This window comes from Cetobacterium sp. 2A (genome assembly GCF_014250685.1).
In the GTDB taxonomy this organism is placed as follows: domain Bacteria; phylum Fusobacteriota; class Fusobacteriia; order Fusobacteriales; family Fusobacteriaceae; genus Cetobacterium.
Map to the genome: position 1 here is coordinate 67,972 of NZ_JACFAJ010000010.1, position 24,953 is coordinate 92,924.

Consider the following 24,953-nt stretch of genomic DNA (forward strand, 5'->3'; position numbering starts at 1 on the left):
AAAATAAATTGGAGGAGAAAATGCAAAAAAAATACATATTACCGTTTTTTTTTACTTTTATGTTTTTTCTGAATGTCATTCCGAGTTATGCTCTAAAGTTTTATCCTTTAAATTATGACAAAAGAATAGATGACAATGGAGGATATGGAGAATTTACACTTGTTAATACTTCAAAAGAACCAATCAGATACAAGATCGAAGCTAAAAAAACTGGAAAAACTACTGATATTTCTGATTTAGTTACGATTTATCCAAAAATTTTAACAGTAGAACCTTTAGAAGAGAAATCCTTTAAAGTTTATGTTAATAGTGATTCAAGTTTAGTTGATGGAGAGTATTCTTTCTTACTTGGAGTGAAGCCTTTAAAATCACCTAGTTTAAAAGAAAATAAAATAGGAAAAACAAGTTCAACATTTGAAATAAAACAGGCATTGGAGCTTGAAATATTTGCATATGTAGGAGATTTGAATAAGAAGTTTGAACTTTCTAATCAAAAATTTTATGAAAAAGATGGACTTAGAAAATTTAAGTCAAATGTCAAAAATTCGACAGGGAGAGGATATGAACTAGCTGTAGGTTTTACAGATTCAAATAATGTTTTATTACCAGTTTTATATCCTGTTGGAAGGCTATTTAATGGAAACGAAACAGTTATAGATGTTGAAATACCACAACACGCAAAAAATATAATCTTTTATGATTACAACAATAATAAAGTTTTAAATCAAAACGTAAAAATATAGGAGAGTTAATATGAAGAAAATAATACTTTTAGCAATTTCAAACAAAGAAGCCAAAGTCAAAAAAGTTAAATAAAAATTGATATAGGAGGGTGAAAAATGTACGAATTATATTTTAAAAAATATGTGCATAATCCTAAAGAAATAGGGAAAAATCCATACGAAGAAAACTTTAAAAAAGGACAGTTAAGCTATATTAATGGATTGTTATTTCGTTCAGAAGAAATTGGATATGATGAGAATGGAGACGATCCTTTTTACTATAAAAAGTTTGTAGAAGTCTCAGGAGAAGAGCTTGCTAAAACAGAAGAAACAGCAAGAAAAGTAAAGGTAAGAAACATAAAGGGAATTATCAAGGAGTTATCTGAATTTAGTATAGAAGTTCATAAAATAATACCACTTTTTTCAGGAGATTATGACGATTTTCATCATATTTTAGAGCAAAAAGAATTTAAATATGTTCCTAACGAAACAGAAGAAATCTTCATAGATGAAGATGGTGAGTATGCACATGATTCTGGAGAAGAAATATTTAACTATGTTGTTGATATTACACGTTGGGATTATAAAATCAAACAGTCTGTAAAAGAAAGATATGTTGTAAAAGAATTAGACGATTTATTGAATCTTTTATAAAAATGTCAAAATCAAGCTATAAAAAAATAGCTTGTTAAAATAAAAAACGAAACAGGAGGATTTAAATTATGAAAAAATTATTATTACTAGCTTTATTAGCCGTTGGTGCAACATCTTCTTTTGCAGCTTCAAATCAACAAATGGTTGATTCAACACTTTCAGCAACAGTTGCAGGAGATAAAGTAGGAGCAGGAGTTCCATTTGAGGTTAGAGTTAATATTGTTCCAAAGGGAGCCGAACTAGTTATTGTTGATGAAAACGATAATGTTTACGACACTATGGTTTTTGATCATGGAACTAAAATGGCAGGAAAACTTAATAAGTCTACTGTAGAAAAAACAGCAATATTGAAAAGAACAGATAACCATCCGTTTTCAGCAGACCTTGCAGGAACTGTAGGAACAACTCAATATACAGGACAATTCGCTTTAGAAAGTAATGGAAATTACAATCCAACAACAAATGTATTGACTCTTGATAAGCTATCATCATCAGGAGATACAGCAGGAACAGTAATGGCAATGCCAACTGAATTTAACTTCATTAAACAAGAAAGAGATATAAGAGCAACAGACAATCAAATGAGAACATTAGTTCAGTCGACAATAAAAGCTGGAACTACAGCAGACGCGGGAACATACATAGGAACAGGAACATTTACAGCAAGCTTAATAGTTAAGTAGGAACTTTGCTTCAACTTGAAGCAAAGTAGAACCAATGAAAATATTAGTTCAGTCAACAATAAAAGCTAAATTAACAGTAGACTCAGCAACATTTATAGCAAGCTTAATAGTTAAGTAGGAACTTTGCTTCAACTTGAAGCAAAGTAGAACCAGAGAGAATATTAGTTCAATCAACAATAAAAGCTAGAACAACAATAGATTCAGGAACATTTATAGCAAGCTTAATAGTTAAATAGGAACTTTGCTTCAACTTGAAGCAAAGTAGAACCAGAGAGAATATTAGTTCAGACCAATAAAAGCTAGAACAACAATAGATTCAGGAACATTTATAGCAAGCTTAATAGTTAAGTAGGAACTTTGCTTCAACTTGAAGCAAAGTAAAGTTATTTAGATTTATTGAGTTAGGAGCAAGGATAATTTCTTGCTCTCTATTTAACAAATTTAATACGGAGGGATTAGATGAAGAAAGTAACTAAACTGTTAATATTTATAATTTTTGGATTAAAAGCTTTTGCATATATGCAAGTGGCTCCATTAATTTTTGATAAAAGAATTGATGAGGGGGCAACAGAAGAGTTCTATATAACAAATCAAACTGATCAAGAGGTTGGATATAGAATCTATAAAGAAAAAAGTGATAACGGCTTAGACATGACACCATATATGGATTTTTATCCAAAAAGTTTAAAGCTTAAATCTGGGCAAAGTGAAAAAGTAAAAGTATATATAGAGGCTCCCAAAGATTCTGAAATAGGTGAATATACGACAATAATGGGAATAAAAGAAATAAATATACCTGAAACTAAAAAATCAGGAGGAAGAGTTGTCCTATACACTGATTTAAAATTGGAACTGGCAGGGTATGTAGGTAATTTGAAACCAGAGATAGCAATAAGAGATATAGTACAAAACGGGGAATTAATATTTGAAATTTCAAATACTGGAAAGACTAGAATAAAAGTAGAAGCATATTTAGAAAGTGATAATGAAAAAGAAACAAAGTATATAGATAGTTTTAGACTTTTAAAAGGGTCTAAGAAAAGTTTAAATCAAAAGATAGATATTAAAAACTTAAAAAATCCAAAGCTAGTAATTAGAGACATGGAAGGAAATAAACTATTAGAAAAGGGGATAGGGAAACAATGAAAAAAAAGTATTTTGTCTTGGGGATAATAGTATTGGCATTTGTTTCATCAAACTACATTTTTCTTGAGGATAAAAATCTAAAAGAGAATAAAGAGTATAAAGAGATTAACCATATTGTTATAGAAGGGAGCTTTCCTATTATTTCAGAAATTCCTGAATCAGAAATAATACCATTTACGGCTCCAATACCTGAAGTTATATTAATTCAAGATGGAGAGATTGAAGAGATAAAAGAGGCAAAAGTTAATCAAAAACAAGTATCAGTGTTAAGTAAGAAGCCAACGGATAAAGAATTAGAAGAGCTTAAAAATAAAGGGTTAATAAGTGAAGATGAGTTTCTAATTTATTCAGGAAATGAAATAAGTGTGGACAGGATTCATCTTTATTCTATGTATATAAACGGAGAAAAAAAGAGTGAGTCCTATTCTTTATTTTTAGAAGATGAAAAAATATATTTCCCACTTATTTCGTTTTTTCAATTAATAAATTTTAAAAATTATGAACAAAATAACGATATTTTAATTGGAAAGCTTGGAGATCGTTTAGATGAGATTGTAATTGATATAAAAAATAATAGAATTTTAAAAAACAATGATGAAATTAAACTGGACGAGGGTGACATAAAAAAGCAAGCAGAAGAAATCTATTTAGAGAAAGATGTATTTAGAAAGTTATTTTTAACTAACTTAGCTCTTTCTAAAGAGAAAGAAAAAGTAAATATGACTTTAAACTTTGCAACACCTGAAGAAATTGGAATAAGACAAAATAACAACGAAAGACTTTTAAAAGAAGATAAAGAAGTGAATGACCTTCTTTTTACAAATGAGAAAAAACTATTTGAGCTTGGATATTTAAGAACAGAACTAAATCAAATATTTAAAAAAAGTGAATATGAAAAAAATGGAGATTGGCAGAGTGATTGGGAAGCTAATCTTGAATATCAAGGAGCTTTATTATATGGAGAAATAACAGCTAATTATGATGTTAAAAATCATATATTTGAAGATGTGAAGTTAAGATATGACAATCTATATAAAGAACATACATTTGAAGTTGGAAGCTATAAGTATATGGATGGTGGAGCAAGAGAATGGGAGTTATCACTAAAAAAAGATAAGGGGTATATAGTTACTGGTTCAAAGAATTACATTATTAAAGAAAACGTTCCTTTAGGGAGTAGAGTTGAACTTCTCTATTTAGGGGTAATTATAGATATAGAAAATTCTCAAAATGGTGTAATAGAGTTTAAAAATGATGAAATAAAAGAAGATAGAGAATACGAATTAAAGATTTATACTCCAGATGGAAAAATTCTAACAAGAATAATTAATACAACAAGTAATTACAATCAGCAAAATAAAGGCGAAGTTGAATATGATGTTAATATTCGTGAAAATCATGAGATAGAAAAACCTACAATTGATTCTAAAGTTTACTATGGTCTTACAGATAACTTAACAGTAGGAGTGGGTTATCTAAGAGATCCAGAGTTGATAAATGATAATTATGAATATCTGGATAAAGGGAGAATAGAAGCTGTTTATAGTGACTATATTTACTCCATGCCTTATACGATTAGAGCAGGTGGGGACAAGGTATTTAATGAGTTTGAATACAAGGTAAATGAAAAGAATACTAAAGATGACTATTCTTATGATCTATTAGGACAAATAGATATAAATAAAGTTAGATTAAGACTTGAACATGAGAGTAAAGGAGAGTTTTATGAAGATAAGTACAGAAGTAAATTCTATATGAGATATACTCCCATTAAATCTTTAGATTTAGAATACGAGCATGAGAGAAACACTAAAAGAGATGGAATCTATGGTATTGATTACAAAGAAAAATTAAACAAATATAGCATTGAATATTCAAAGTCATACAAAGATTTATTAATTACTGGAGAGTATGAATATGAGACAGATAATAAAGGGAAATATAGCCTGAATACTTATTATACTGGACTTAGAACAATGACTATGAAACTTGAAAATACACTATTAAATGAAGGGAAAGATTATGAAGTTGCCTTTAGCATCTTTTCAAACGGAAATCAAATGTTTGATTATAACTTAGAAGCCAGATATTCAGAAGAGGATAAAGATAAATTTACATTTAGATTCTCAACTAATTATAATAATTGGCTTGATTACGATATGTTTATGGATAAGAAAGGAAATCAAGAACATAAATTTGGAATTGATAAAATAACAGACTTAAGAAATATAAAGGCTAGTATAAAAAATATGGAGAGTTCGCCATTAAAGGTAATTACATTTATTGATAAAAACGATAATGATAAATTTGAAGAAGGAGAAGAAGTTATTAAAGGAGTTGAGGTTGAGATTGGTGACCAAAAGATTCTAACTGATAAAAATGGAGAAGCTATGTTTTATGGAGTCCCAAATCAAGTAATTTATGAGTTAGAACCTAAAATTAAAAAGCCTAACTTCTTATTAGGAAATAACAAGGTTCAAGTTCAAGGGAAAAATACTTCCACTATAGTAGCTCATATCCCAGTAAAACCTATGCTAACTTTAACAGGTTTTATCAATATAGATGATATTTTAGACTTGTCATCTATGGATAAAATAAGATTATATGATGAGCTGTTAATTACTGTTAAAGATAGCAATGGAAAAGTAATAGATAGAGCTATTCCAGATGAACAAGGAATATTTGAAATATCAGGACTTTTACCTAAAAATTATTTAATAGAAGTCACATATATGGGAATAGATCATCAGATACAAGGGATTAATGATGAGATAGTTAAATTAACTTATGTAGAGCAAAAAGAGAGTAATCGTTATGTTTTTAATATTAAAAACCATGGAATTACAATGGTCAAAGGAGAAAATAGAATATGAATAAAATATTTGTCTTATTTATATTAGTTAATATATTAAGTTTTTCAAATGCAACTCCAATTATCCCAGCAATTCCAAGCACTGGAAATACAGATATGGAAGTACCAAAATTACCAAATTCAGATAAAACTGAAAAGGATGGTAGTGTTAGAAAGTTACTCTCTAACACTACCGTAATGATTGAATCTAAGTTAAATGTTGTAGTTCCTTTAGAAATTATATCTGATATTGATATAAAAGCTATGGTTGTAGATGATGAAAGAGTAGAAGTTCCTTTTTCTTTTGAACTAAATAAAACTCCAGATATTCAAAATCACTATAAAGTTAAATACAGCGAAGATAAAATTGATATAGATAAAGATGGAAAAATAGATACTTATATCTACTCTCCAAAATTTCTTAACAAAAGAATTATAGACGACAATATGGTTGTTATTGAAGGGGAAAATATATCTAAAGATGGAGTACACGAAAAGAAAATTTATATGACTATAGAGGTGAAGCAATAATGATAAAAAGATTATTATTTTTATTAATACTTGTATTAAATATCATATCTTTTTCAGAAGTTCCTCATATATATATTTATGATAATCCATCAAAACAAGTTACAACAACAGAAACATTGAAGAAAAAACCTAATGGTTCTGAAATGAATATTTCAGTTGAGAAGATTAAGACTGAAGAAATTGAGGGAGTTTTGGATAAAGGAGCAAAGAAAATTTATTTAACGATAGATGATCTAGGAGTAACAGATAAATTAATCGTTACAGATACTTTGAAAAACATTCAAAACCCTCAAAGATTAATAAGTAAATATGACTTTGAATCCAAAAATTCAGATATTGATATATCAATAGAGAGAATGAACTTAAATTCAAAATTGTATTTAATAGTTCTCAATTCCTCGAATAACTTAAAATGTATTAAAAAAGTTACTTCAGTTAGAGAACAAAAGTTAGAACTTAAATCAATAGTAGACAATATTATGAAGTCTTTAACAAGAGCTAATGAGATATATTTTGAGTTTACAAGAGATTATCTTTGGAATACAAATCAAGTTATAACTGGAGAACATACAAGTGAACTAACTAAAGAAGTTGAAATTAGCTTTGCAGCTAATTCACAAACATACGCTTCACATAGAGGAAATAATAGAACTGCATATGGAAGAACATATGTTGATGTAACTGACGCAAATGGAGCTTTAATAGAAAGTAGAACTTTTACATGGTGGGATTTTTTAGGAGGAGACAATAAGGTAACAGTACCTTCAAGAGTGTATTATGCAAAGAACTTTACTAGACCTGTAACTGTAAAGCTAAGATGGTCATTAGATTTAGGAGGATATAAGGGGCACTATAATGGTGGAAGAGCTGATATGTCAGTTATTAGTAGAGTTGAACAAGTATTTAAATATGTTGTAAGTCCGCTTGAAGGAACTACTAACTTAACTTTTAATGATGATTATCAAAAGAATTATGCAAACTTTAGTTCAACTTCTTATGCGGATAGTAATCCATTAGTTTTAGAAAACACTGTTTCTGGAATGAACTTTTCAACTTTTGGATCAGGATTAATAACTATTGAAAATGGAGATATTTTAGATATTAATGGAGTTCGTACAACAGTAGGAACTTCAGGAAACTTAGCAGAAAGAGTAACAAATATTGGAACTCTAGGATTAAAATATAAGGTAGAAAATGGAAAATTAAGATTAGGATTAAATAGCTGGGGAGTTGCGGAACCTTCAAGAGCAGCTACAGTTAAGGTCATTAGAGGAACTAGAGAAGTAACAAACCATATATTCAATATTCAAGCACCAAAAAGGTTAGAAGGAACCTCAAGGCTTGTTTTAAAAGAATATTACCCTATTGATACATATATCGCATTTAGTTCAGCAAATCTTAATTCACCAGTACCTTTAGTACTTGAAAATTCTATAAGGGATGTTATTCTTGAAAGCTCAAGTCAACATGGAATTGTAACAATGCAACAAGGTGATATATTAGAGGTAAACGGGGTTCAGTCAACTATTGGAGCCTCAGGAAATTTAGGAGAAAAAAATCAAAATATAGATACACTAGACTTTAAATATAAGGTTGAAAATGGGAAATTAAGATTAGCCTTGACTGGGTGGGGAGTATTAGAACCTAGTAGAGATTTAACTATAAGGGTAATTAGAGGAGTAAATGAAATAAGCAAACATATTATTGATGTAAAATCACCTACAAAAGTTGACGGTGATACAGCTATAAAGTTTGATAATACTTATCAAATTAGAAGCTTTGCTAAGTTTAAAGGGATTGATCTATTAGCACCATTACCTGTAGTTTTAGAAAATCATCTAGGAGTAACTTTAGAAACTACAAGAGGATCAGGAATACCATTTATGAATCAAGGAGACATATTAATAATTAGTGATACTTTTAGAAGAAGTTCAAATTCTTTTGAAATTGGAGCTTCAGGAGTTTTAGAAAAGAAAAATATAAAACTTACTAATGGTGAAGTCGGTATTCAGGTAGAAGGTGGAAAATTAAGCCTAGCTTTAAACAATTGGATTGTAAACAAGAATGTGGATGTAAGAGTAAGAATTGTAAGAGGAACAAATGAAATTATGAATCACACATTCACTTTAAAAGCACCAGACGCACCGTTTAATGTAGTTCAGCAAGGAATATTAGACTTTGGAACTATAATCGCAGGAACGAAGAATAAGGCAGCGGAAACAGACATTAAAATTGAAATGATAAAAGATGTAACAGAGATTAAGTTTAACCTCAACACAGAGAGTCCTGAGTTATATAACAAAAATGGAAAAGTACTTAAGGCTAAAAATCTTAAGACTATTGTAAGAAAGCAATCAGATAAAAAATATTTAATAAAGATTCAAGGGAAGTTGGATGTACCACAAGATCAAGAACTTGGAGAATATTCAGGAACAGCAATACTTGAAATGAGAATAAAATAATGGAAATAAAAATAAAAGTATTTATGGGATCAAGAAATAACATTGAATTTCAAGTAAATAATTTTTTTAAAGATAAGAACTTTGAAATAGTTGACCAAACAAAACGGGAAAATACTCCACAGGAAGTAATTCTTCTTGTTTTGTATCGTGAGATTGAAGGTGATAAGAAATGAAATACACGGTTATTTTGAAACGTAGGAAGATTTTTAAAAGATTATTCTCTCTACCACAGGTTATCTACTGTAGAACATGGGATGAGGTAGAGAAGATTATAGGCGTGAATGGAACAAATTATATGAGCGAAATTGATTATATAGAAAGTACAGGGAGATAGCAATATGGAAAGATGTTATATTCTTAAAAAAGATAGCAAATTAAACAAAAGTTACGATTTTTATTATGAAAATTATGAAATAGTAAGCAAAATATTGGTTAAAAAAGTTGTAGAGTTATTCAAGATTGAAGAAAGTAGTTCAATTGCTTTAAATCAAGATTGGGATTTTTATCTAAATAACAATTTAGTAAGAGAACTTGGTTTAGAAAGATTTTTTTTAGAAATATCAAGTGCAGATATTAGAGATGAAAACGGGGAGTGGCTGGGAGTTTGGAGCGAGATTAAAAAAAATAATTCCTATTACAAAAAGTATAAAAAGTTCTTAAATGAATATCAAGAAATTGATATCCATAAAGTTAAAAAACCTCAATTAAAATATGATATAGGATTAAACTATACGATTAGAATAAAAGACAACATATATATATTGCTAGAAGGAAGAGAAGAACGAAAGAATGAGTTTTTAGAAAAGAATTTTGAAAAAATAAAAATGTCAGAATATTGGAAAATGATTGAAGAATTAGAAGAGAAAGGACAAAATTTATGAAAGAAATAGTTTTAAGTTTATTTTTAATTACCAATATATTGAGCTTTTCAAAAGTAGAAATTAAGATATTTGAGCCTTTAAGGTTTGAATATCTTTCCACTAAAAAACTTTCAAATGAAAAAATAGGAGCATACGGAACTATTGAGATTAGAGCAGAAAAGAGTGATATAGGGAAAAAGATTGTTTTTGACTTTCCAAAGAGTGGATTAATGACAAATAGAAAAAAATGGATAAAAGTAGAGAAGTATGGAATGGAACTTCCTGAAAAAGAAATGGTTATATCTCAAGAGGTAGAGCATATAAAGTTTTATGCTCTATTAGATAAAAGAGATATAGACAAAGGTGAAGAAGCTAAAATAATTGAAGGAGAATATACAGGATATGTTCCTATTGTTGTTTCTGAATATTCAAAATAATAGAGAAAAGGACATTGGCAAGAGAATAATAACTTACAGACAAGGCAATGAGGAGTATGATAATTGAGAAAAATATTAATTTTTACAGTTATTTTAGTGGTTACAACAATTACTTTTTCTTTAACAATACAAGGAAAAGTAATAAAAGTAGCAGATGGAGATACAATAACTATTTTAAAAAATGATGAAAAAATTAGAGTTCGATTGTGTGGAATAGATGCACCAGAAAAGAAACAGAAATATGGATTGAAATCTTTGGAGATGTAGATAAATTGAGGATAAAGACAGATATGGAAGAGTCGTAGGAACGGTATATTTAAATAGAGAAAATATAAATTTGTATATGATTGAAACTGGTAATGCGTGGTGGTATAGACAATATGCAAAGAATGAGTATGAGTTTAAAGCTGTTGAAAAAAAGGCAAAAGATCAAAAGTTAGGATTATGGAAAGAAAGTAACCCTGTGGCTCCTTAGACATTTAGGAAAAAATATTAAACATAGCAATATTAGTTATATTAATGTTGATGGAATGTGTTAAAAGTATATAATTATATTATAATTGATATATAAGGTGTATAATTAAGAAAATATACTAATGAGGTGACAAATGGGAAAAAAATTCCACAAACATAATATTCTATTTAGAGATGATGAATATATAGAAATTAAGGAATATTGCAAAAAAATAGGAGTTTCAATAAGTCGATTTATAAGAGAAGTTGCAACTGAAAAAATAAAGAAACTAGAGGAACAAAATTTACTAGATTTTGTAAGTGGAAATTGTAAATATCTAGCCAAAGAAGAGAAGAAGGAAGTTATAAATTTTATAGAAAGTAGCGATGTCACGAAAGAGGAGTTCGAAGAGATAATAATAGATGATATCTTGCAAAGATAAGCGTTTTGAATAAATAACTAAAAAACTATTAATTTTTATTTTAACTATTGGCTTTAGAGATAAAATATATAGGTAAAAGTCTGTAATGAGATGTTACAGACTTTTTTATTATAAAAATTTCTAAAGTGTATGATATATAAGTTTATTTACTTAGTTTCTTTAAAAATAATAGCAAAAATTAAAGTTCTATTTTGAAGGGTTGTTATTGTTTGAAAAAAATAAAAAAAGTTGAAAAAATAATAGTAATGAAAGAAGCTATAAAAGCAAAAAGTTGTGAATTTGGATCTCCAATATCTTGTGTTATTAGTTTACAAAAAAAGACAAAACATCTAAGAAAAGGAACAAAAAAAATTAGTGGAAAGATTTGGTTTTTGATACAAATAATGGAAATTAAAAAATAAGAAAAAAAATAAAAAACTTCTTTTAGAGGTTCAGAAAAATAAGAAAGTCTAAAAAATTCAAAAAAGGAATTGAAAATAAAGGTAAAGAACAAAATAGATTTAGGAATATTTTTTTTAAATTTTTTATTAGGAATGTATACTTCTGATTTATATTTATTGTGTTCCGTAAATATCTCTTTTATGAAAGAATTAATAATAGAAAAAATAGAAAAATAAATACCATAATAAGTAATAGTATTTATCATTATTTTTGTATAGTTATGATTTTGTTCGCCGAAAAAAGAATCAAAGATTTGTTTCACAAATACCTCCAGAAGTAAATTAAATAATTTATTATATTATGAGAAAGGTGAGAAATGCAAATAGAAATACCAGTTATTTTAACAGTTATAGTTAGTGTATTATTAATTATTTTAGGGTTATTGCCAAGAAGAAGATACCAATTAAAAATAAATATAAACAAAACGTTAGAGACTGAAATTGAAAAAATAATAAAAGGGGATGAAGAGATTGTAATAAAAATAAATAAAAAAAGATATTATATAAAAAAATGGAGAGATATATGATGGAGAAAATAATATCACATTTTAATTATATTATGAGTTTATTTATATTATTTATTTTAATGATTTTAATATTTGAAATAATATATTTAAAGGTAAAAATAAGAAAAAAGAGAGTAGAAAATATAACAGATGAATTAAAAGGATTTTTAAAGGAGAACATAAGAAGAAATGATACTAGATACATATTAAAGATAAATAATGCGGATTATAGTGTAATTTTAAGAGAGTTTGAATATTAAAAAATTTATTTAAATTAGAAAATCATTATAAAAAGGTATATTTCCAGAGGTTTATTGTTTTTTAGATGTCTTCTGGATGTTTTACTATATTAAAGTTAAATAAAGCCTGTGTAATTTCATTTATGGGATTTAGTTGCAGTCTTATTGTGAACTTTAGACTTGAATTGAATAATATCTTTTTTAGTATTGTTATTGATAAAGTCTATTTTTTTTAGAATAAAAAATACTACATAATGATAAAAAGATTAAAAAAAGCATTCCGATAAATGAAAGGAGAGAGAGGCTATGAAAAAATTACTGATATTAGTAACTTGTTTTAGTAAATTAGCATTAGGGCTAACAGTATACGATCCTGCGAATCATCAGCAAAATATGAGAAACTATCAAATGATGATTTTACAGAAGATAGAACAGGTTAAAACAGCATCAGAAAACGCTTTACAGACAAGACAGCAGCTAGAACAACTAAAGAATGATACAACAAATTTGGAAGGATGGACAGGGTTAATTTTAGGAGAGGAATCACAAAACTTAGTAAAAGGAATGGATGATTTAAATGCAATCAATAAAAATTCAAAATCTATATTAAGGGATCCTGGAAAGATAGATTTAAATTTTGATGATTTATATAAGGAAGTAAAAAACTTAAAAGGTATGAACAGTGAAGAATTATCGAGAGAAATATACAAGTTGTCAAGCAATAGAAAAAATAATTTAAAAGATAATTTAAAGACAGCAACAAAAGTAATAGAGCTAAATGAGCAAGATACTAGAAGTATGGCGAAGTTTATGAATCAAACGGATGGAGCAAGTGGAAATTTGCAGTCAGCTATGGCAACAAAAAAAGGAATAGATCAACTAAATGGGAAATTTGCAAGATTAACAGATTTACAAGCTAAAGCTATAATGATGGAAGCAGAAAAACAAGCTGAAGAGCAAGCTAAAGATGATATATTGAATGAAAAAGTTAGAAGAATGTTAGAAATGAGCCCAGAAACTAAAAAGTTAGCCGAAGAAATGAGAAGAAGCGGAAAAATGTGGTAAAATTTTAAAGAAAAGAATCGGTAAATATCTTCAAAATATTATTTTAAAATGGTATCATATAATATGAAAATAGTAATTTGGAGGGGAATTATGAAAAAATTAATTATAATGTCAATAATGTTAATTTTGGTTTTAACAGGATGTGGGGATAAGGTAGAATTTACAACAAAAGAATACAAAAAAGAACTTTTAGAAAAAGTACACAATAAAGAAGAGAGTGCTATTAAACAATACACAAAAATTACAGAAAGATTAGAAAAACAAATAAAAAAAGGAAAAGAAGAAGCTGTAAATGAAATAGATAGATGGAAAGAAGCAGAAGTAGATATAAAGGTAAAAAAAATGTTTGAGATGAGTCCAGAAACAAAAAAAATAGCTGAAGAAATGAGAAAATCTGGAAAATTGTGGTAAAAAATTAAAAGAAATTAATATTGAAGAAGTCTGTAAGGTTATTAAAACTTACAGGCTTTTTTTTTTACTAAAAAGGAGTTGGAAATTAAAATATGCCATTATTAACACAAATTTTAACAGGATTAAAACTAGATTTAGCAGGAACGATAGATTTGTTACAGCCAGTGGCAGTACAACTATTATTGTGGTTTTTCTTGCTTGAATTGGCAACAAATTTATTACTTTCAAAGGCAGGAGAGAATCCATTAATGATATTTAGAAATAAGTTCACAACTTGGTTATTTCTTTATGCAATAATTATATATTTTAAAAGAATAATAAGATTGATAGAAGAGATGTTTATATATTTTTCTAAAGTATCAATGCGTGGAGATACAATTCCTAATTTTGAGGAATTGCCTTACCGAGTTTTGGTAAATGCTTTTAATGCCTTAGAAACCATACTTGGATATATAGAAATTACAAAACCATCAACATGGATATTGTTATTTGGAGTATTGATAGGGTTATTTATTTTTGCAAAGGTTGCTTTAACTGTAGGAATGGTAATTATAGAATATTTAGTTATGAGCTCTTTAGTTATTGTATTAATTCCTTTTATGATGTTTGAAAAGCTTAGATTTGTTGGAGATAAGGTTGTAGGAACTTTAATAAATCTTAATATGAAAATATTTGTAATTCAGTATTTGATGTTTTATTTTTCAAGGTTTTTACTTAAACCGATAGATTTACCAGATCAAGCGACAGGAGTACAAGTTTTGGAGAATGGATTTTATTGGTTAGTAGCAATGAGTATATTAGGTCTTATGACAGCGAAAGGTAGCGAGATAGCACAAACACTAATAAGTGGGGCAACAACTTTTGGAGATAGTTCAGAGCTTATAGGAATGGCAAGGAAAGGAGCTGAAAATATGGGTAAAGGAGCGAGTAAAATGGCAGGAGCAGCTAGAGGTGCTGGGAAAATGGCAGGAGCTGCAAAAAATTCTGGAATAGGTTCAAAAGTAGGAACAATTTTAGGCGGAATAAAAGGTAAACTGGCTGGATTTAAAGAGAAATAAGGTTACAGAGGTGGATCTTGGTGGATGTAGAAAATCAAGAAGAGATTATTGAAAAAGTTTTTAATGACAATTCAAGAGAAAAGATAGAATATTTTGGAGAAAATAGAAGAAGAGTAACAAGATATGAAAACGAAGAAATAGTAGAAAGTTTAGAGTATCAGGGAGAATTTTTAGATGGTGAAAGGCTCATAATTTATGAAGATTATTTAAACCGAAATAAAGTAATAAAGATTGGAAAATATAAAAATGGTAAAAAAGAAGGGTTTTTTATCTGTAAAGATTTTCAAACAGGTAAAATTAAAAGTTTGGCAAGTTATAGAGAAGGTTATTTACAGTTAGAAAAATTCTATACTGATAATAAATTAAGTAGAGAGAGGATATATATGGGTTCAGATAATTATACCGAAAAAGAGTTTTATGATGATGGTAAAGTTAAATTTGAAAAACGTTGGATAGATGAAAATAATCATTCATTTGAAGAGATAACATACTATACAAACGGAATAAATCAAATTAGAAAAATATATAGAGATAATAACAAAGTAAGAGAAATAGAAAGTGTAGAACGTAGAATTAATGATTCAACAATTGAAAAATTATTGTATCAAAATAAAAATACAGAGAACTACACTCCTTTGAAAAGAGATATATATGAGAAAGGGAAATTAACAGAAAAAGTTGAATATCATGAAGATGGCGAGATTAATAAGAGAAGCAAGTCAAGTTCTATAGGAATGGAAGAGTGGGTATATGATAAAAATAGGAATTTGGAGTCATATAAGCATGAAACAGATAAAGAAAAGGTAGACAAAACCTATTATAAAAATGGAAATTTAAAAACAGAGCTTAAGATGGATAAAATAAGGGGTCAAGAAATATCTAAAGAAGAATTTAATGAAAAAGGATTGAGAGTAACTAAAACTTCAGAGAATGAAAAAACAGCTACTAAAAAAATCAAAAGTAAAGAAATGGAGAGATAGAATTGGATAATTGTATTTGTTTACGTTTGAAACATAATACAGAAACATTTAAGCAGTATAAGAAGTTTTTGAAAAATATAGACAAGTGTATAGAAATACTTAAGGTGGAGTTAGAGAAAGTTTTAGAAGTTAAAAATTTAGTTGGAATAGATAAAAATTCTTTAGAAATATATGTCCATGAAAAGGATAAGACTATATTTAGAGGGGTTTGTAAAAATAGAATATTATTTAAGTCTGGAGAAGAAGAAATACCACTTTACAGATTTCATAAAAAATCAAAAATTTCAAGAGAGTATAGAAAAATACTAAAGAAATATTACAGGTTAGTAGAGGAAAGCAAAAGACCAAGATTTTATTTAGATAATTGTAATGAAGAGAAAGAAATTAAATTTGTAAATAAAGAAGTGTATATATTGATTATGAATAAAAATTTTGTAAATAAAGATGATAATTATGAAGAATATCCATTGAAAAAATACGACAAGGAGTTTGGCATATGGAGCAATTAAGAAATGAAAAGAATGACAAAGAAAATAGAAAATTAAAGTATATAGAATTGAAAAAACTACTTTCTGAAAATAAGAAAATCTCAATGAAAGATAAGATATTTATGAGAGTTTTTGAATTGGAGAAACTAAAAATTGAGGAAAAGGAATTAGAAAAGAAAAATAGACTTAAAAGAATTAAGAATATAAATAAAGTAATAAATTTAGAAATAGAAAAAGAATTTAGTGAGAGTGGAGATGAGACATTGGACATAAAAATAGCTTCTTTGTTTCTGTACGCTCTTGACAATTCTGAGGAATTATATTCCAAAATAGATTTTAGTAAATATGTAGAGTATAGCAAAAGAGGTGTAATGAATAGAAAAGTTTTAGAGCAAAAGAATACAGCTCAAATAAGCGAGGATAAAGATAATGAATATAACTCACATTCATAATATCGCAGAGCAATTAATCACTCAAAATTTAAAAAATTTAGAAATATATGATGATATATATAATAAAAAAGAAGTAACTGAAGTATTGGTTAATACAAATCAGAATATTTTTACAAAAAATTTAGGGATAGGATTTTTAAAAAAAGAAAACAAAAGTACAAATATAGATGTGTTAAATTTACTTAAGGTTTTATCAAGTTTAGATAGCAAGCAACTAACATCAAATAATCCAAATTTATCAACTAAGTTACAGCTTAAAAATGGACAGATTGTAAGAGTGGAGGGGCTAATTCCCCCCGCTGTTACATATCCTACAATCAATATAAGAAAGCAAAGCTTATTTTTAAAAACGCTAGAAAGTTATTTAGAAGAGGAGTTTATAAACCAAGATATTTACGATTTTTTAATAAAATCTATTGAAGATCACAAAAATATTTTGGTGATTGGAGGAACTGACACTGGAAAGACAACATTTACTAATTCTATATTAAATATAATGGAAAGAAAAAATGAGAGATTGATTGTAATAGAAGAGGTTCCAGAACTTCAAGTAAGTTCAGATAATGTAAATAGAGTTCAGGTAATTCCTAACATATTCAGTTCTGCTGAAGCATTAAAATATTGTATGAGAGCAACTCCTGAAAGAATAATTTTTGGTGAGATTAGAGAAGGTCAAAGTGCTTATGAATTTATAAATGGTTTGAACTCGGGACATCCCGGAGGAGTATCAACAATTCATGCTGATGATGGTCTTGGTGGATTGAAAAAATTAGAAATGTATATAAATGCTTCTTTTGGAAAACCAATGAGCCAAGAAATAGGAATGACAATAGATATAATGGTTGTTTTAAAAATGAAAAATTATAAAAGATACTTAGCAAGTGTTGATATTTGTGACGGATACGATAGTATTTCAAATAAATATATTTTAAAGAATATCTATTCAGGAGAAAAACTACCTGAATTTGATAACTCATTAAAGAAAGAGCTTATTTCATATATTAGAAATTTAAATAAAATAGATGAATTTAAGCTAAAAATATTAGAAACAAAAAAAATTGAATACTTAGAAGAATTTATTTTAAAGGAGTGCTGATATGGAAATACAATCTAAAGAAAGAATGGACAGAAGCTCCACTGCGATTCCTTGTTTAACAGTTTTTACAAATCAATTAAATTTATGTGGACTTCCAAGAACGCTTTTTTATTTAATACTATTTGCTTTTTGTGGCTCTATATTTTTATTGAAAAATATAGTTTTGGGATTAATAGTTGGAATAATTTACCTAATTTTACATAGAATAAATAGGAAAGATCCAACAACTTTGGAAGGCTTTGTAAAAATGAATAGAAAAACTTATATTTCATATTAGAAGGAGTATTTATGGAAATTTTTATTTATTATTCTAAGATATTTTCGGGAATATGTGCATCATTAATAACAGTTATTTTAGTTACTAAATATAGAAAATATTATTTGTATAAAAAGAGGAGCAAAATAGTATCGAAAGATAAATAAGTTAGAAAGGAGAATACCTTAATGTTTTATATAGCCATTATCATTATGATTGTATTTTTATATATGTTAAAAACTGATATGGAATATGATCCTAAGCATAAAGATAGAATGACGGACTACTTACCCTGGGTAATACCCATGAAAGATGGAACAGTTATTAATAAGAATGGATCAATAACGAGAGTCTATAAATACATATGTGATGATATGAATCATCAAACGGATAGAATGTTATTTATGTATAGACATAAATTAAATGATATATTTAAAAGATTAGATGAAAGATTCGTTGTACAGGTTGATAGTATCAGAAAAAATGTAAAGGAATATCCAGATTCAAATTTTGAGGATGAAATTTTTAAAGAGTTAGATAAATCAAGAAAAAAGAATTATTTATCTGGGAAATATTATGAAAGTGAAAATTATATGTCTATAACATATTTTCCTCCAAAGGATAAAGAAAATAAATTAAAATCATTATTTATTAACTCTTCATCAACAACTCCTATTGATGATATTGTTGAGAAATATAATGAAGAACTAGAAGATATTATAAGACTTTTAAAAGAGAATTTTATAGAAATAAAGCAGCTTACAGCAGATGAAACAGTGACATTTCTATATTCGTGTATCACATCAGAAGATAAAAAAATAAAATATATAAAAGGGCAGTACTTAGATTCTTACATATCCAATGTAGATATAAAAAATGACTACTCTAATATGAAAATAGGAAATAAATATACAAGTGTTATTGGAGTACTAAGCCATATTCCAGAGCATGAATGTGGTGTATTTGATGAAATAAGTAGTCTTGGAATTGAATATAGATGGAATAGTAGATTTATTTATATATCAAATGAAAATGCAATAAAAATATCAGAAGCATATCAGAAAGCATATAACAGTGAAAGAAAAGATTTTAGAACAGGTATGATTGATAAAGCGTTAGAAGAAGAAGTTCTTGATGAATCTAGTTATGCTTTAGAAATGAAAGAAGAAGCTTCTAGTTTGGTTAATGATATAAGAAAGGGAATTTTTAAATCTGGGTATTATAGTTTTAATATTATTTTGATGGATGAAGATGAAAAAAAGTTAAAAGAAAATATAAAAACAATAATGAAGATAATCAATAATCTACAGTTTGTCGCAGTAGAAGAAACTGTGAACGCATTAGAAAGTTATTTTGGAACAATGCCCTCAAATGTAGAGCATGGGCTTAGAAAACCTTTAATGACAACATATAACTTATTATCGCTAATCCCAATAAATATGGACTGGGACGGAAATAAGGTAAATAAACATTTAAAAAAAGAAGCACTGCTATTTTGTGAAAGTGGTGGGAATACTTCATTTAAATTTAATATACATAATAACGATGTGGGTCATACGGCTATTTTAGGAACAACAGGTGGTGGAAAATCTGTTTTTCTAAATACATTAGCTTACCAATGTAAAAAGTATGGATCACGAGTAATTATTTTTGATAAAGGTGGATCGAGTAGAGTTACAACAAGAGCTTGTGGAGGAAATTTCTTTAATATAGGAAAAGATAAAATTAAATTTCAACCACTTAGATATATTCATATGGAATCTGAGAAAGAGTGGGCTTTAGAATGGGTTTTATCGCTTCTTATTTTAGAAAATCATCAAGTAACTCCAAGTGAAAAAGCTTTGATAATAGAAGCCTTAGGAAATTTAGCAAATGTAGAAGAAGACCGAAGAACTATCTCAGCCCTTCTATTACTTATTCAAAATTCACAATTACAAAACATCTTTATAAGTTATACAAAGGATGAAGAAGAAGGAATATATGGTCAATACTTTGATAATAATCAAGATGATATAAATGATAAAAATTTATGGCAAGTATTTGAAATGGAAAATATATTTGATTCTAAAATGTTAATTCCAATGCTTACATATCTATTTCATAGGCTTGAAACTCAATTATTTCCAAATGAAAATACAAATCCAAGTGAAGTTATCCCAACATTTTTATTTTTAGACGAGTGTTGGATAATGTTGGACAATCCTATATTTTCAAAAATGATGAAATCGTGGCTGAAAACCTTAAGAAAGAAAAATGTATCAGTTATTATGGCGACACAATCTATAACAGATATAGCAAAGTCAAGTATAAAGGATGTAATAGTAGAATCTTGTTTAACAAAAGTATTTTTACCCAATGATAAGATTATACCTGATTCTGAAATGGAAAAACTATACTATGATTTTGGATTAAATGAACGAGAGATTGGATTAATTATAACAGGAACAACCAAGAAAGATTATTTTATTAAAAATGAGGGTGGAAAAATGATTCAACTGGCATTGACTCCATTAGAATTAGCATATATTGCATCATCATCTCCAGAAGATCAATCAGAGTGTGAGACAATATATAAAACTTCTAAAAACTTAGAAGAATTTAATAGAAGATGGAAAGAATATAAAAATGTCTAAAAAAAAGAGTTTAAAACCAATAAAAATAATATTGTCTATTTTTCTCATATTGTTTTTAGGCTTTTCTTATTTTGAAGATAGATATGTAATAAATGTAACAAAATCTCTTCCCATAGGTTTATATAAACTTTCGGAAATAGATTCTATAAAAAGAGGAGATATAGTTTTTTTTAAAGCTAAAGAAGAAATCTTTAATTTTATGATTGAAAGAGGCTATATTTCTAAAGAAATATCAAGTTTTATAAAAAGAGTTGAAGGGGTAGAAGGAGATAGTGTTGCTGTTGGAGATTATTTAGAAATTAATGGAATTAAAGTTAAATCATTCCTACCTAATGAAGATTCTATAGGAAGATCTCTTTATAAAAAAACTGGAAATTATCACTTGAAAGAAGGAGAATATTTTTTAGTGGGAGATACAATGAATTCTTTTGATAGTTCTTATATGGGAATTATAAATAGAGGTCAAATTAAATATAAAGCTAATTTGATTTTTAAATTTTGTGGAGGAAGAAAATGAAAAAAATAGTGGGGATTTGTACATACTTTTTAGTAATAATATCGGCTTTAGGAAGTGAGGTTTTAGTTCCTCTTGATAATGGTCAATATAAGAAGATTGAATTAGAAGAGATTACTGAAATTCAAATAAAAGAAGAAGTTATTGAGGAGAAAGAATTTGTTAGAGAGATTAATTACATTCCTTTAGAAGAGAAAATATTTGAAGATTTATTGCTGATTTCTTTAGATTATAAGCATAATTCTTTTAATTTAAAAGATATTGAACAAAATAAAAATCTTTTTAAGAGAGGAATTGCTGCTTCATTTATTGAACAAAGCAAAATGCTAAAAAATATAGATGAAGATATGACAGTGTTTAATGTGAATATTTTTGGAGATAATACAAAATATAAAGGGATAGAAGATATAAAGACAAGGAATAATGGTTTGATACTTGGAGCTCAACATGGAATAACAGATGAAATTAATAGTAAATTAAGCGTTGGATATTCCAATAGTAAAATAGAAAATAGTAAAACGGATAATTTATATTTATCAGTTGATACAAGATATTTTTACAGTGGAGATATAGAGTATAGTTTAGGAGTAAAATTAGGATATTTGAATGGAGAGAACAGTTATTACAAAACGGAAGATATGCTTGTAGGGTTATTATACGGAGATGTAGAGGTTCCTTTAAATGAAACAATAAAGTTATCTACTAAGATTGAGTCGTCGTTAATATCTAATATGGTTAGTCTGGGAGTTGTCAGAGATATAGAGTTAGATGATTTAAATATAAAAGTATCTTTAACATCTGATTATGTCTTTAGGTATTCTGATAAAGATAAAAAAATCTATACTCATATAGCAAATAAAAATCCAACTGCTAAACTAGGAATAGATATTGAAAAAGAAGAGATATTAATAAAACCATTTTATGAGATTGTAAATAGAAATGTGGGGCTAGGGATAGAATATAAATTTTAAGGAGTAGTTATTTTGAAAAAAATAAAATTATTACTTATAGGGAATTTAGTATTATTGATGTTCTTGAATAACTTATTTGCATTAACTTTAGCAAATAAATATAAGAATTTAGATAAAGTCATAAATCCAGTGCTAGTTTTGAGAGAGAATAAGTATAAAAATAAAGAGGGGATTTATTTAAATCCTACTCTTATTTTTTCAGAAAGATTAAACATAAATCCTCAAGAAATATTTCAAAAAGTATATATATATTTATCACTAGGATTTATTTTAATTCTTATTTATAAGAAGAAAGAGCTAACAACACATGGAAGTTCTAAATTTGCAGAAAATGAAGAAATAAAAAGGTTTGGATTAATAGGAAATAATGATGGAGTTGTTCTAGGGATGTCTCCGAATAATGAGATGCTAACTCAAAATGGTTCGGAACATATTATGGTAATGGCACCAACAAGGAGTGGAAAGGGAGTTAATACAGTTCTTCCAACTTTATGGACTTGGGCACATTCTGTTGTTATAAATGATATAAAAGGAGAGTGTTGGGATTTAACATCCGGATACAGGAGAAGTGTCTTAAAACATAAATGTATATTCTTTAATCCAATAGACGATACAGGAGAAGGGATTTCGTACAATCCACTTGCTATGATTGGAATAGGTCAAAGTTCAGAAGCAGCTGACGTAGGAACAATATCTGTTACTCTTTTGGATGTAAATGACAAGGGTGAAGATAGTCATTGGATTACAAGTGCCATAAATCTTTTAACTGCTGTAATTCTTCATCTTATGTATGTAAATAAGGAATCTTCATTTATAGATGTAATAAATTTTATGGAAGATCCAAAAGAACCACTAATTGCTAAAATAGAAGCGATTATAGCAAAAACAATAGATGGAAATGGAAAAATTATAGATAAGTCAGATTGCAAGCCATTTAACCATTTTGTATCTCTTAGAAATCAAGGAGTAATGAATAGAGACTTTTCAGATTTGTATAGCGTTTCTGAGACAGAGAATACTGGATTACATCCGACTGTTGGGTCAACATTTTCAACAATGTTATCAACTCCAGATAAAGAAAGAGGGAGTATTATATCTACTTGTGTAAATAAGTTGAGCATCTTTAAAGACCCAAGAGTAAGAAAAAATATACAAAGATCAGATATAACACCTAGGGATATTATGGATGATAGGGTATCACTTTATTTAATAACTCCGCCAAAAGCTATAAAAATGACAAGACCTTTATTTAGACTTATCATAACACAAACAATATATGAATTAACAGATAAGATGAATTTTGATAATAGGAAGAAAATAGATAAAGAAATTGATAATGGATGGAAAATTATAAAAAAGGACATATTGAAATTTAATGAAAAAATAAGAGATTTTTTTAAGGAAAAATACAAAAAAGAAGAAGTTAAAAATAAAAGAGTTTTATTTTTAATAGATGAGTTTCCAGCACTTGGAAATCTAGCATTATTAGAAATAGCATTAGCTTATTTAGCAGGATTTGGACTTAAAGTACTCATGATAACACAATCTATAAATCAATTGAGAAAGATATATGGGAAAGATAACTCTATTATAGATAACTGTCATACTCAACTCTATTTTACACCCAATGATGAAACTACTCCTGATATGATTTGCAAAATGTTAGGAAAGAAGACCTTGAAAATTACCACAAGAAGTGGGAATGGTTTATCTATGAATAATAGGAGTGAATCTTATATATCAAGAGATTTAATGACTTCTAGTGAAATTAGAACAATGGCTTATGAAAAGATATTAGTTTTTGTATCAGGTAAAAACCCAATATTGGGTAAAAAAATATTTTGGTGGAAACACGATAGATTTAAAGATAATACAAATTATAATATTCCTTACAAATCATATTTAAATTTCATTAAAGAATTAGAAGTTAATGGTTTAGATGAATATACTGTAGAATATTTAATTTATTTGAAGAAGTCGTATAAGATATTAAGAAATTTAATTGATAAAATTGGAGAAAAAGAATTTATAAAAGAGTTATTAAGAAATAAAATTATTGAGGAAGAACTGAACAGAATAAACTCTTTGCCTGTTATTGAAGTAGAGAAGATTAAAAAAGATATTATAGACAAAGTTATTTTAAAAATAGACTACGAAACAGAAGAAGAGTTCAAAGAAGATAAGAAACTTTATTTTAAAGAATTTACTGATAGTAGTTTAGAGAAATATTTAAAAGTAAATTATTATAGAAATTTAGATAGAAATGAACTTGAACAGTTATTGGAAAATAATTTAGAGACAATAGAAAATAAATTAGAATATAGAGAACAGTTTAGAATGGAATTTATGTCTTTCTTATCAAACAAAGGAATAAGGGACTCATTAACACCTTTATTTCCTGAATATTTTATAATTGAAGTTCAAAAAATAAGGAAAAGCAACGAGAATATAGGAGACGAAATATTTAATTATATAGCTTTGAATCTTATAAAGGATAAAAAAGATATTGAAATAAATTTTGACTCAATATTAAAGAATTTAAATAGGAAATATAATAGTAACAATCTAGAACTAGAAAATATAGAAACAATAGGAGAATAAT

General features: G+C 27.3%; 28 protein-coding genes. All 28 read left to right on the plus strand.

Translation table 11 applies throughout. The features are described 5' to 3' along the window. Positions 1-20: 20 nt before the first annotated feature. Entirely contained in the window at positions 21-743 is a 723-nt protein-coding gene (locus H3N56_RS11210) for a hypothetical protein (RefSeq protein ID WP_185881281.1), read from the plus strand. A gap of 96 nt (positions 744-839) precedes the next feature. Beyond that, positions 840-1,376: a hypothetical protein gene (locus tag H3N56_RS11215; protein ID WP_185881282.1), complete on the plus strand. Its 537-nt coding sequence runs from the start codon at positions 840-842 to the stop codon at positions 1,374-1,376. A gap of 68 nt (positions 1,377-1,444) precedes the next feature. Beyond that, positions 1,445-2,059 (plus strand): hypothetical protein, encoded by a 615-nt coding sequence (locus H3N56_RS11220; protein WP_185881283.1) that lies wholly within the window; start codon positions 1,445-1,447, stop codon positions 2,057-2,059. A 459-nt stretch (positions 2,060-2,518) separates the two neighbouring features. Then, positions 2,519-3,205: a hypothetical protein gene (locus tag H3N56_RS11225; protein ID WP_185881284.1), complete on the plus strand. Its 687-nt coding sequence runs from the start codon at positions 2,519-2,521 to the stop codon at positions 3,203-3,205. After that, complete coding sequence (locus H3N56_RS11230) at positions 3,202-6,078, plus strand: carboxypeptidase regulatory-like domain-containing protein (protein ID WP_185881285.1); 2,877 nt, start codon at positions 3,202-3,204, stop codon at positions 6,076-6,078. The genes H3N56_RS11225 and H3N56_RS11230 overlap by 4 nt, the downstream gene beginning before the upstream one ends. After that, positions 6,075-6,587: a hypothetical protein gene (locus tag H3N56_RS11235; RefSeq protein ID WP_185881286.1), complete on the plus strand. Its 513-nt coding sequence runs from the start codon at positions 6,075-6,077 to the stop codon at positions 6,585-6,587. Before H3N56_RS11230 ends, H3N56_RS11235 begins: the two co-directional genes overlap by 4 nt. Beyond that, positions 6,587-9,049: a hypothetical protein gene (locus H3N56_RS11240; protein WP_185881287.1), complete on the plus strand. Its 2,463-nt coding sequence runs from the start codon at positions 6,587-6,589 to the stop codon at positions 9,047-9,049. The genes H3N56_RS11235 and H3N56_RS11240 overlap by 1 nt, the downstream gene beginning before the upstream one ends. Continuing rightward, positions 9,049-9,222: a hypothetical protein gene (locus tag H3N56_RS11245; protein ID WP_185881288.1), complete on the plus strand. Its 174-nt coding sequence runs from the start codon at positions 9,049-9,051 to the stop codon at positions 9,220-9,222. Before H3N56_RS11240 ends, H3N56_RS11245 begins: the two co-directional genes overlap by 1 nt. Positions 9,223-9,387: 165 nt before the next feature. Next, on the plus strand, positions 9,388-9,930 hold the full coding sequence (locus tag H3N56_RS11250; RefSeq protein ID WP_185881289.1) for a hypothetical protein: 543 nt from the start codon (positions 9,388-9,390) through the stop codon (positions 9,928-9,930). Continuing rightward, positions 9,927-10,346: a hypothetical protein gene (locus H3N56_RS11255; protein ID WP_185881290.1), complete on the plus strand. Its 420-nt coding sequence runs from the start codon at positions 9,927-9,929 to the stop codon at positions 10,344-10,346. The genes H3N56_RS11250 and H3N56_RS11255 overlap by 4 nt, the downstream gene beginning before the upstream one ends. Before the next feature lie 63 nt (positions 10,347-10,409). Next, positions 10,410-10,613 (plus strand): thermonuclease family protein, encoded by a 204-nt coding sequence (locus tag H3N56_RS13440; protein WP_255492192.1) that lies wholly within the window; start codon positions 10,410-10,412, stop codon positions 10,611-10,613. A 64-nt stretch (positions 10,614-10,677) separates the two neighbouring features. Then, entirely contained in the window at positions 10,678-10,821 is a 144-nt protein-coding gene (locus H3N56_RS13445) for a thermonuclease family protein (RefSeq protein WP_370521082.1), read from the plus strand. A 133-nt stretch (positions 10,822-10,954) separates the two neighbouring features. After that, complete coding sequence (locus H3N56_RS11265; RefSeq protein ID WP_185881291.1) at positions 10,955-11,242, plus strand: hypothetical protein; 288 nt, start codon at positions 10,955-10,957, stop codon at positions 11,240-11,242. A gap of 209 nt (positions 11,243-11,451) precedes the next feature. After that, positions 11,452-11,643, plus strand: a complete 192-nt coding sequence (locus tag H3N56_RS11270; RefSeq protein ID WP_185881292.1) for a hypothetical protein — start codon at positions 11,452-11,454, stop codon at positions 11,641-11,643. A 356-nt stretch (positions 11,644-11,999) separates the two neighbouring features. Continuing rightward, positions 12,000-12,209, plus strand: a complete 210-nt coding sequence (locus tag H3N56_RS11275; RefSeq protein WP_185881293.1) for a hypothetical protein — start codon at positions 12,000-12,002, stop codon at positions 12,207-12,209. Next, positions 12,209-12,448: a hypothetical protein gene (locus H3N56_RS11280; protein ID WP_185881294.1), complete on the plus strand. Its 240-nt coding sequence runs from the start codon at positions 12,209-12,211 to the stop codon at positions 12,446-12,448. Before H3N56_RS11275 ends, H3N56_RS11280 begins: the two co-directional genes overlap by 1 nt. A 285-nt stretch (positions 12,449-12,733) precedes the next feature. Beyond that, complete coding sequence (locus tag H3N56_RS11285) at positions 12,734-13,492, plus strand: hypothetical protein (RefSeq protein WP_185881295.1); 759 nt, start codon at positions 12,734-12,736, stop codon at positions 13,490-13,492. Between the two features lie 90 nt (positions 13,493-13,582). Then, positions 13,583-13,903 (plus strand): hypothetical protein, encoded by a 321-nt coding sequence (locus tag H3N56_RS11290; protein WP_185881296.1) that lies wholly within the window; start codon positions 13,583-13,585, stop codon positions 13,901-13,903. Between the two features lie 92 nt (positions 13,904-13,995). Further along, positions 13,996-14,961 (plus strand): hypothetical protein, encoded by a 966-nt coding sequence (locus H3N56_RS11295; protein ID WP_185881297.1) that lies wholly within the window; start codon positions 13,996-13,998, stop codon positions 14,959-14,961. Between the two features lie 20 nt (positions 14,962-14,981). Then, positions 14,982-15,941: a hypothetical protein gene (locus H3N56_RS11300; protein WP_185881298.1), complete on the plus strand. Its 960-nt coding sequence runs from the start codon at positions 14,982-14,984 to the stop codon at positions 15,939-15,941. A gap of 2 nt (positions 15,942-15,943) precedes the next feature. Further along, positions 15,944-16,450, plus strand: coding sequence for a hypothetical protein (locus H3N56_RS11305; RefSeq protein ID WP_185881299.1), 507 nt, complete (start codon positions 15,944-15,946; stop codon positions 16,448-16,450). Next, on the plus strand, positions 16,438-16,881 hold the full coding sequence (locus H3N56_RS11310; protein WP_185881300.1) for a hypothetical protein: 444 nt from the start codon (positions 16,438-16,440) through the stop codon (positions 16,879-16,881). The genes H3N56_RS11305 and H3N56_RS11310 overlap by 13 nt, the downstream gene beginning before the upstream one ends. Further along, positions 16,859-17,977: an ATPase, T2SS/T4P/T4SS family gene (locus tag H3N56_RS11315; protein WP_185881301.1), complete on the plus strand. Its 1,119-nt coding sequence runs from the start codon at positions 16,859-16,861 to the stop codon at positions 17,975-17,977. Before H3N56_RS11310 ends, H3N56_RS11315 begins: the two co-directional genes overlap by 23 nt. Before the next feature lies 1 nt (position 17,978). Further along, entirely contained in the window at positions 17,979-18,254 is a 276-nt protein-coding gene (locus tag H3N56_RS11320) for a VirB3 family type IV secretion system protein (protein WP_185881302.1), read from the plus strand. Between the two features lie 167 nt (positions 18,255-18,421). Further along, a complete protein-coding gene (locus tag H3N56_RS11325; protein WP_185881303.1) occupies positions 18,422-20,866 on the plus strand; it encodes a type IV secretion system DNA-binding domain-containing protein in 2,445 nt (814 codons plus the stop codon). Next, complete coding sequence (gene lepB, locus H3N56_RS11330) at positions 20,859-21,383, plus strand: signal peptidase I (RefSeq protein ID WP_185881304.1); 525 nt, start codon at positions 20,859-20,861, stop codon at positions 21,381-21,383. Before H3N56_RS11325 ends, lepB begins: the two co-directional genes overlap by 8 nt. After that, positions 21,380-22,351, plus strand: coding sequence for a hypothetical protein (locus H3N56_RS11335; RefSeq protein WP_185881305.1), 972 nt, complete (start codon positions 21,380-21,382; stop codon positions 22,349-22,351). Before lepB ends, H3N56_RS11335 begins: the two co-directional genes overlap by 4 nt. A gap of 12 nt (positions 22,352-22,363) precedes the next feature. Further along, positions 22,364-24,952, plus strand: coding sequence for a type IV secretory system conjugative DNA transfer family protein (locus H3N56_RS11340; RefSeq protein ID WP_185881306.1), 2,589 nt, complete (start codon positions 22,364-22,366; stop codon positions 24,950-24,952). Position 24,953: the final 1 nt, after the last annotated feature.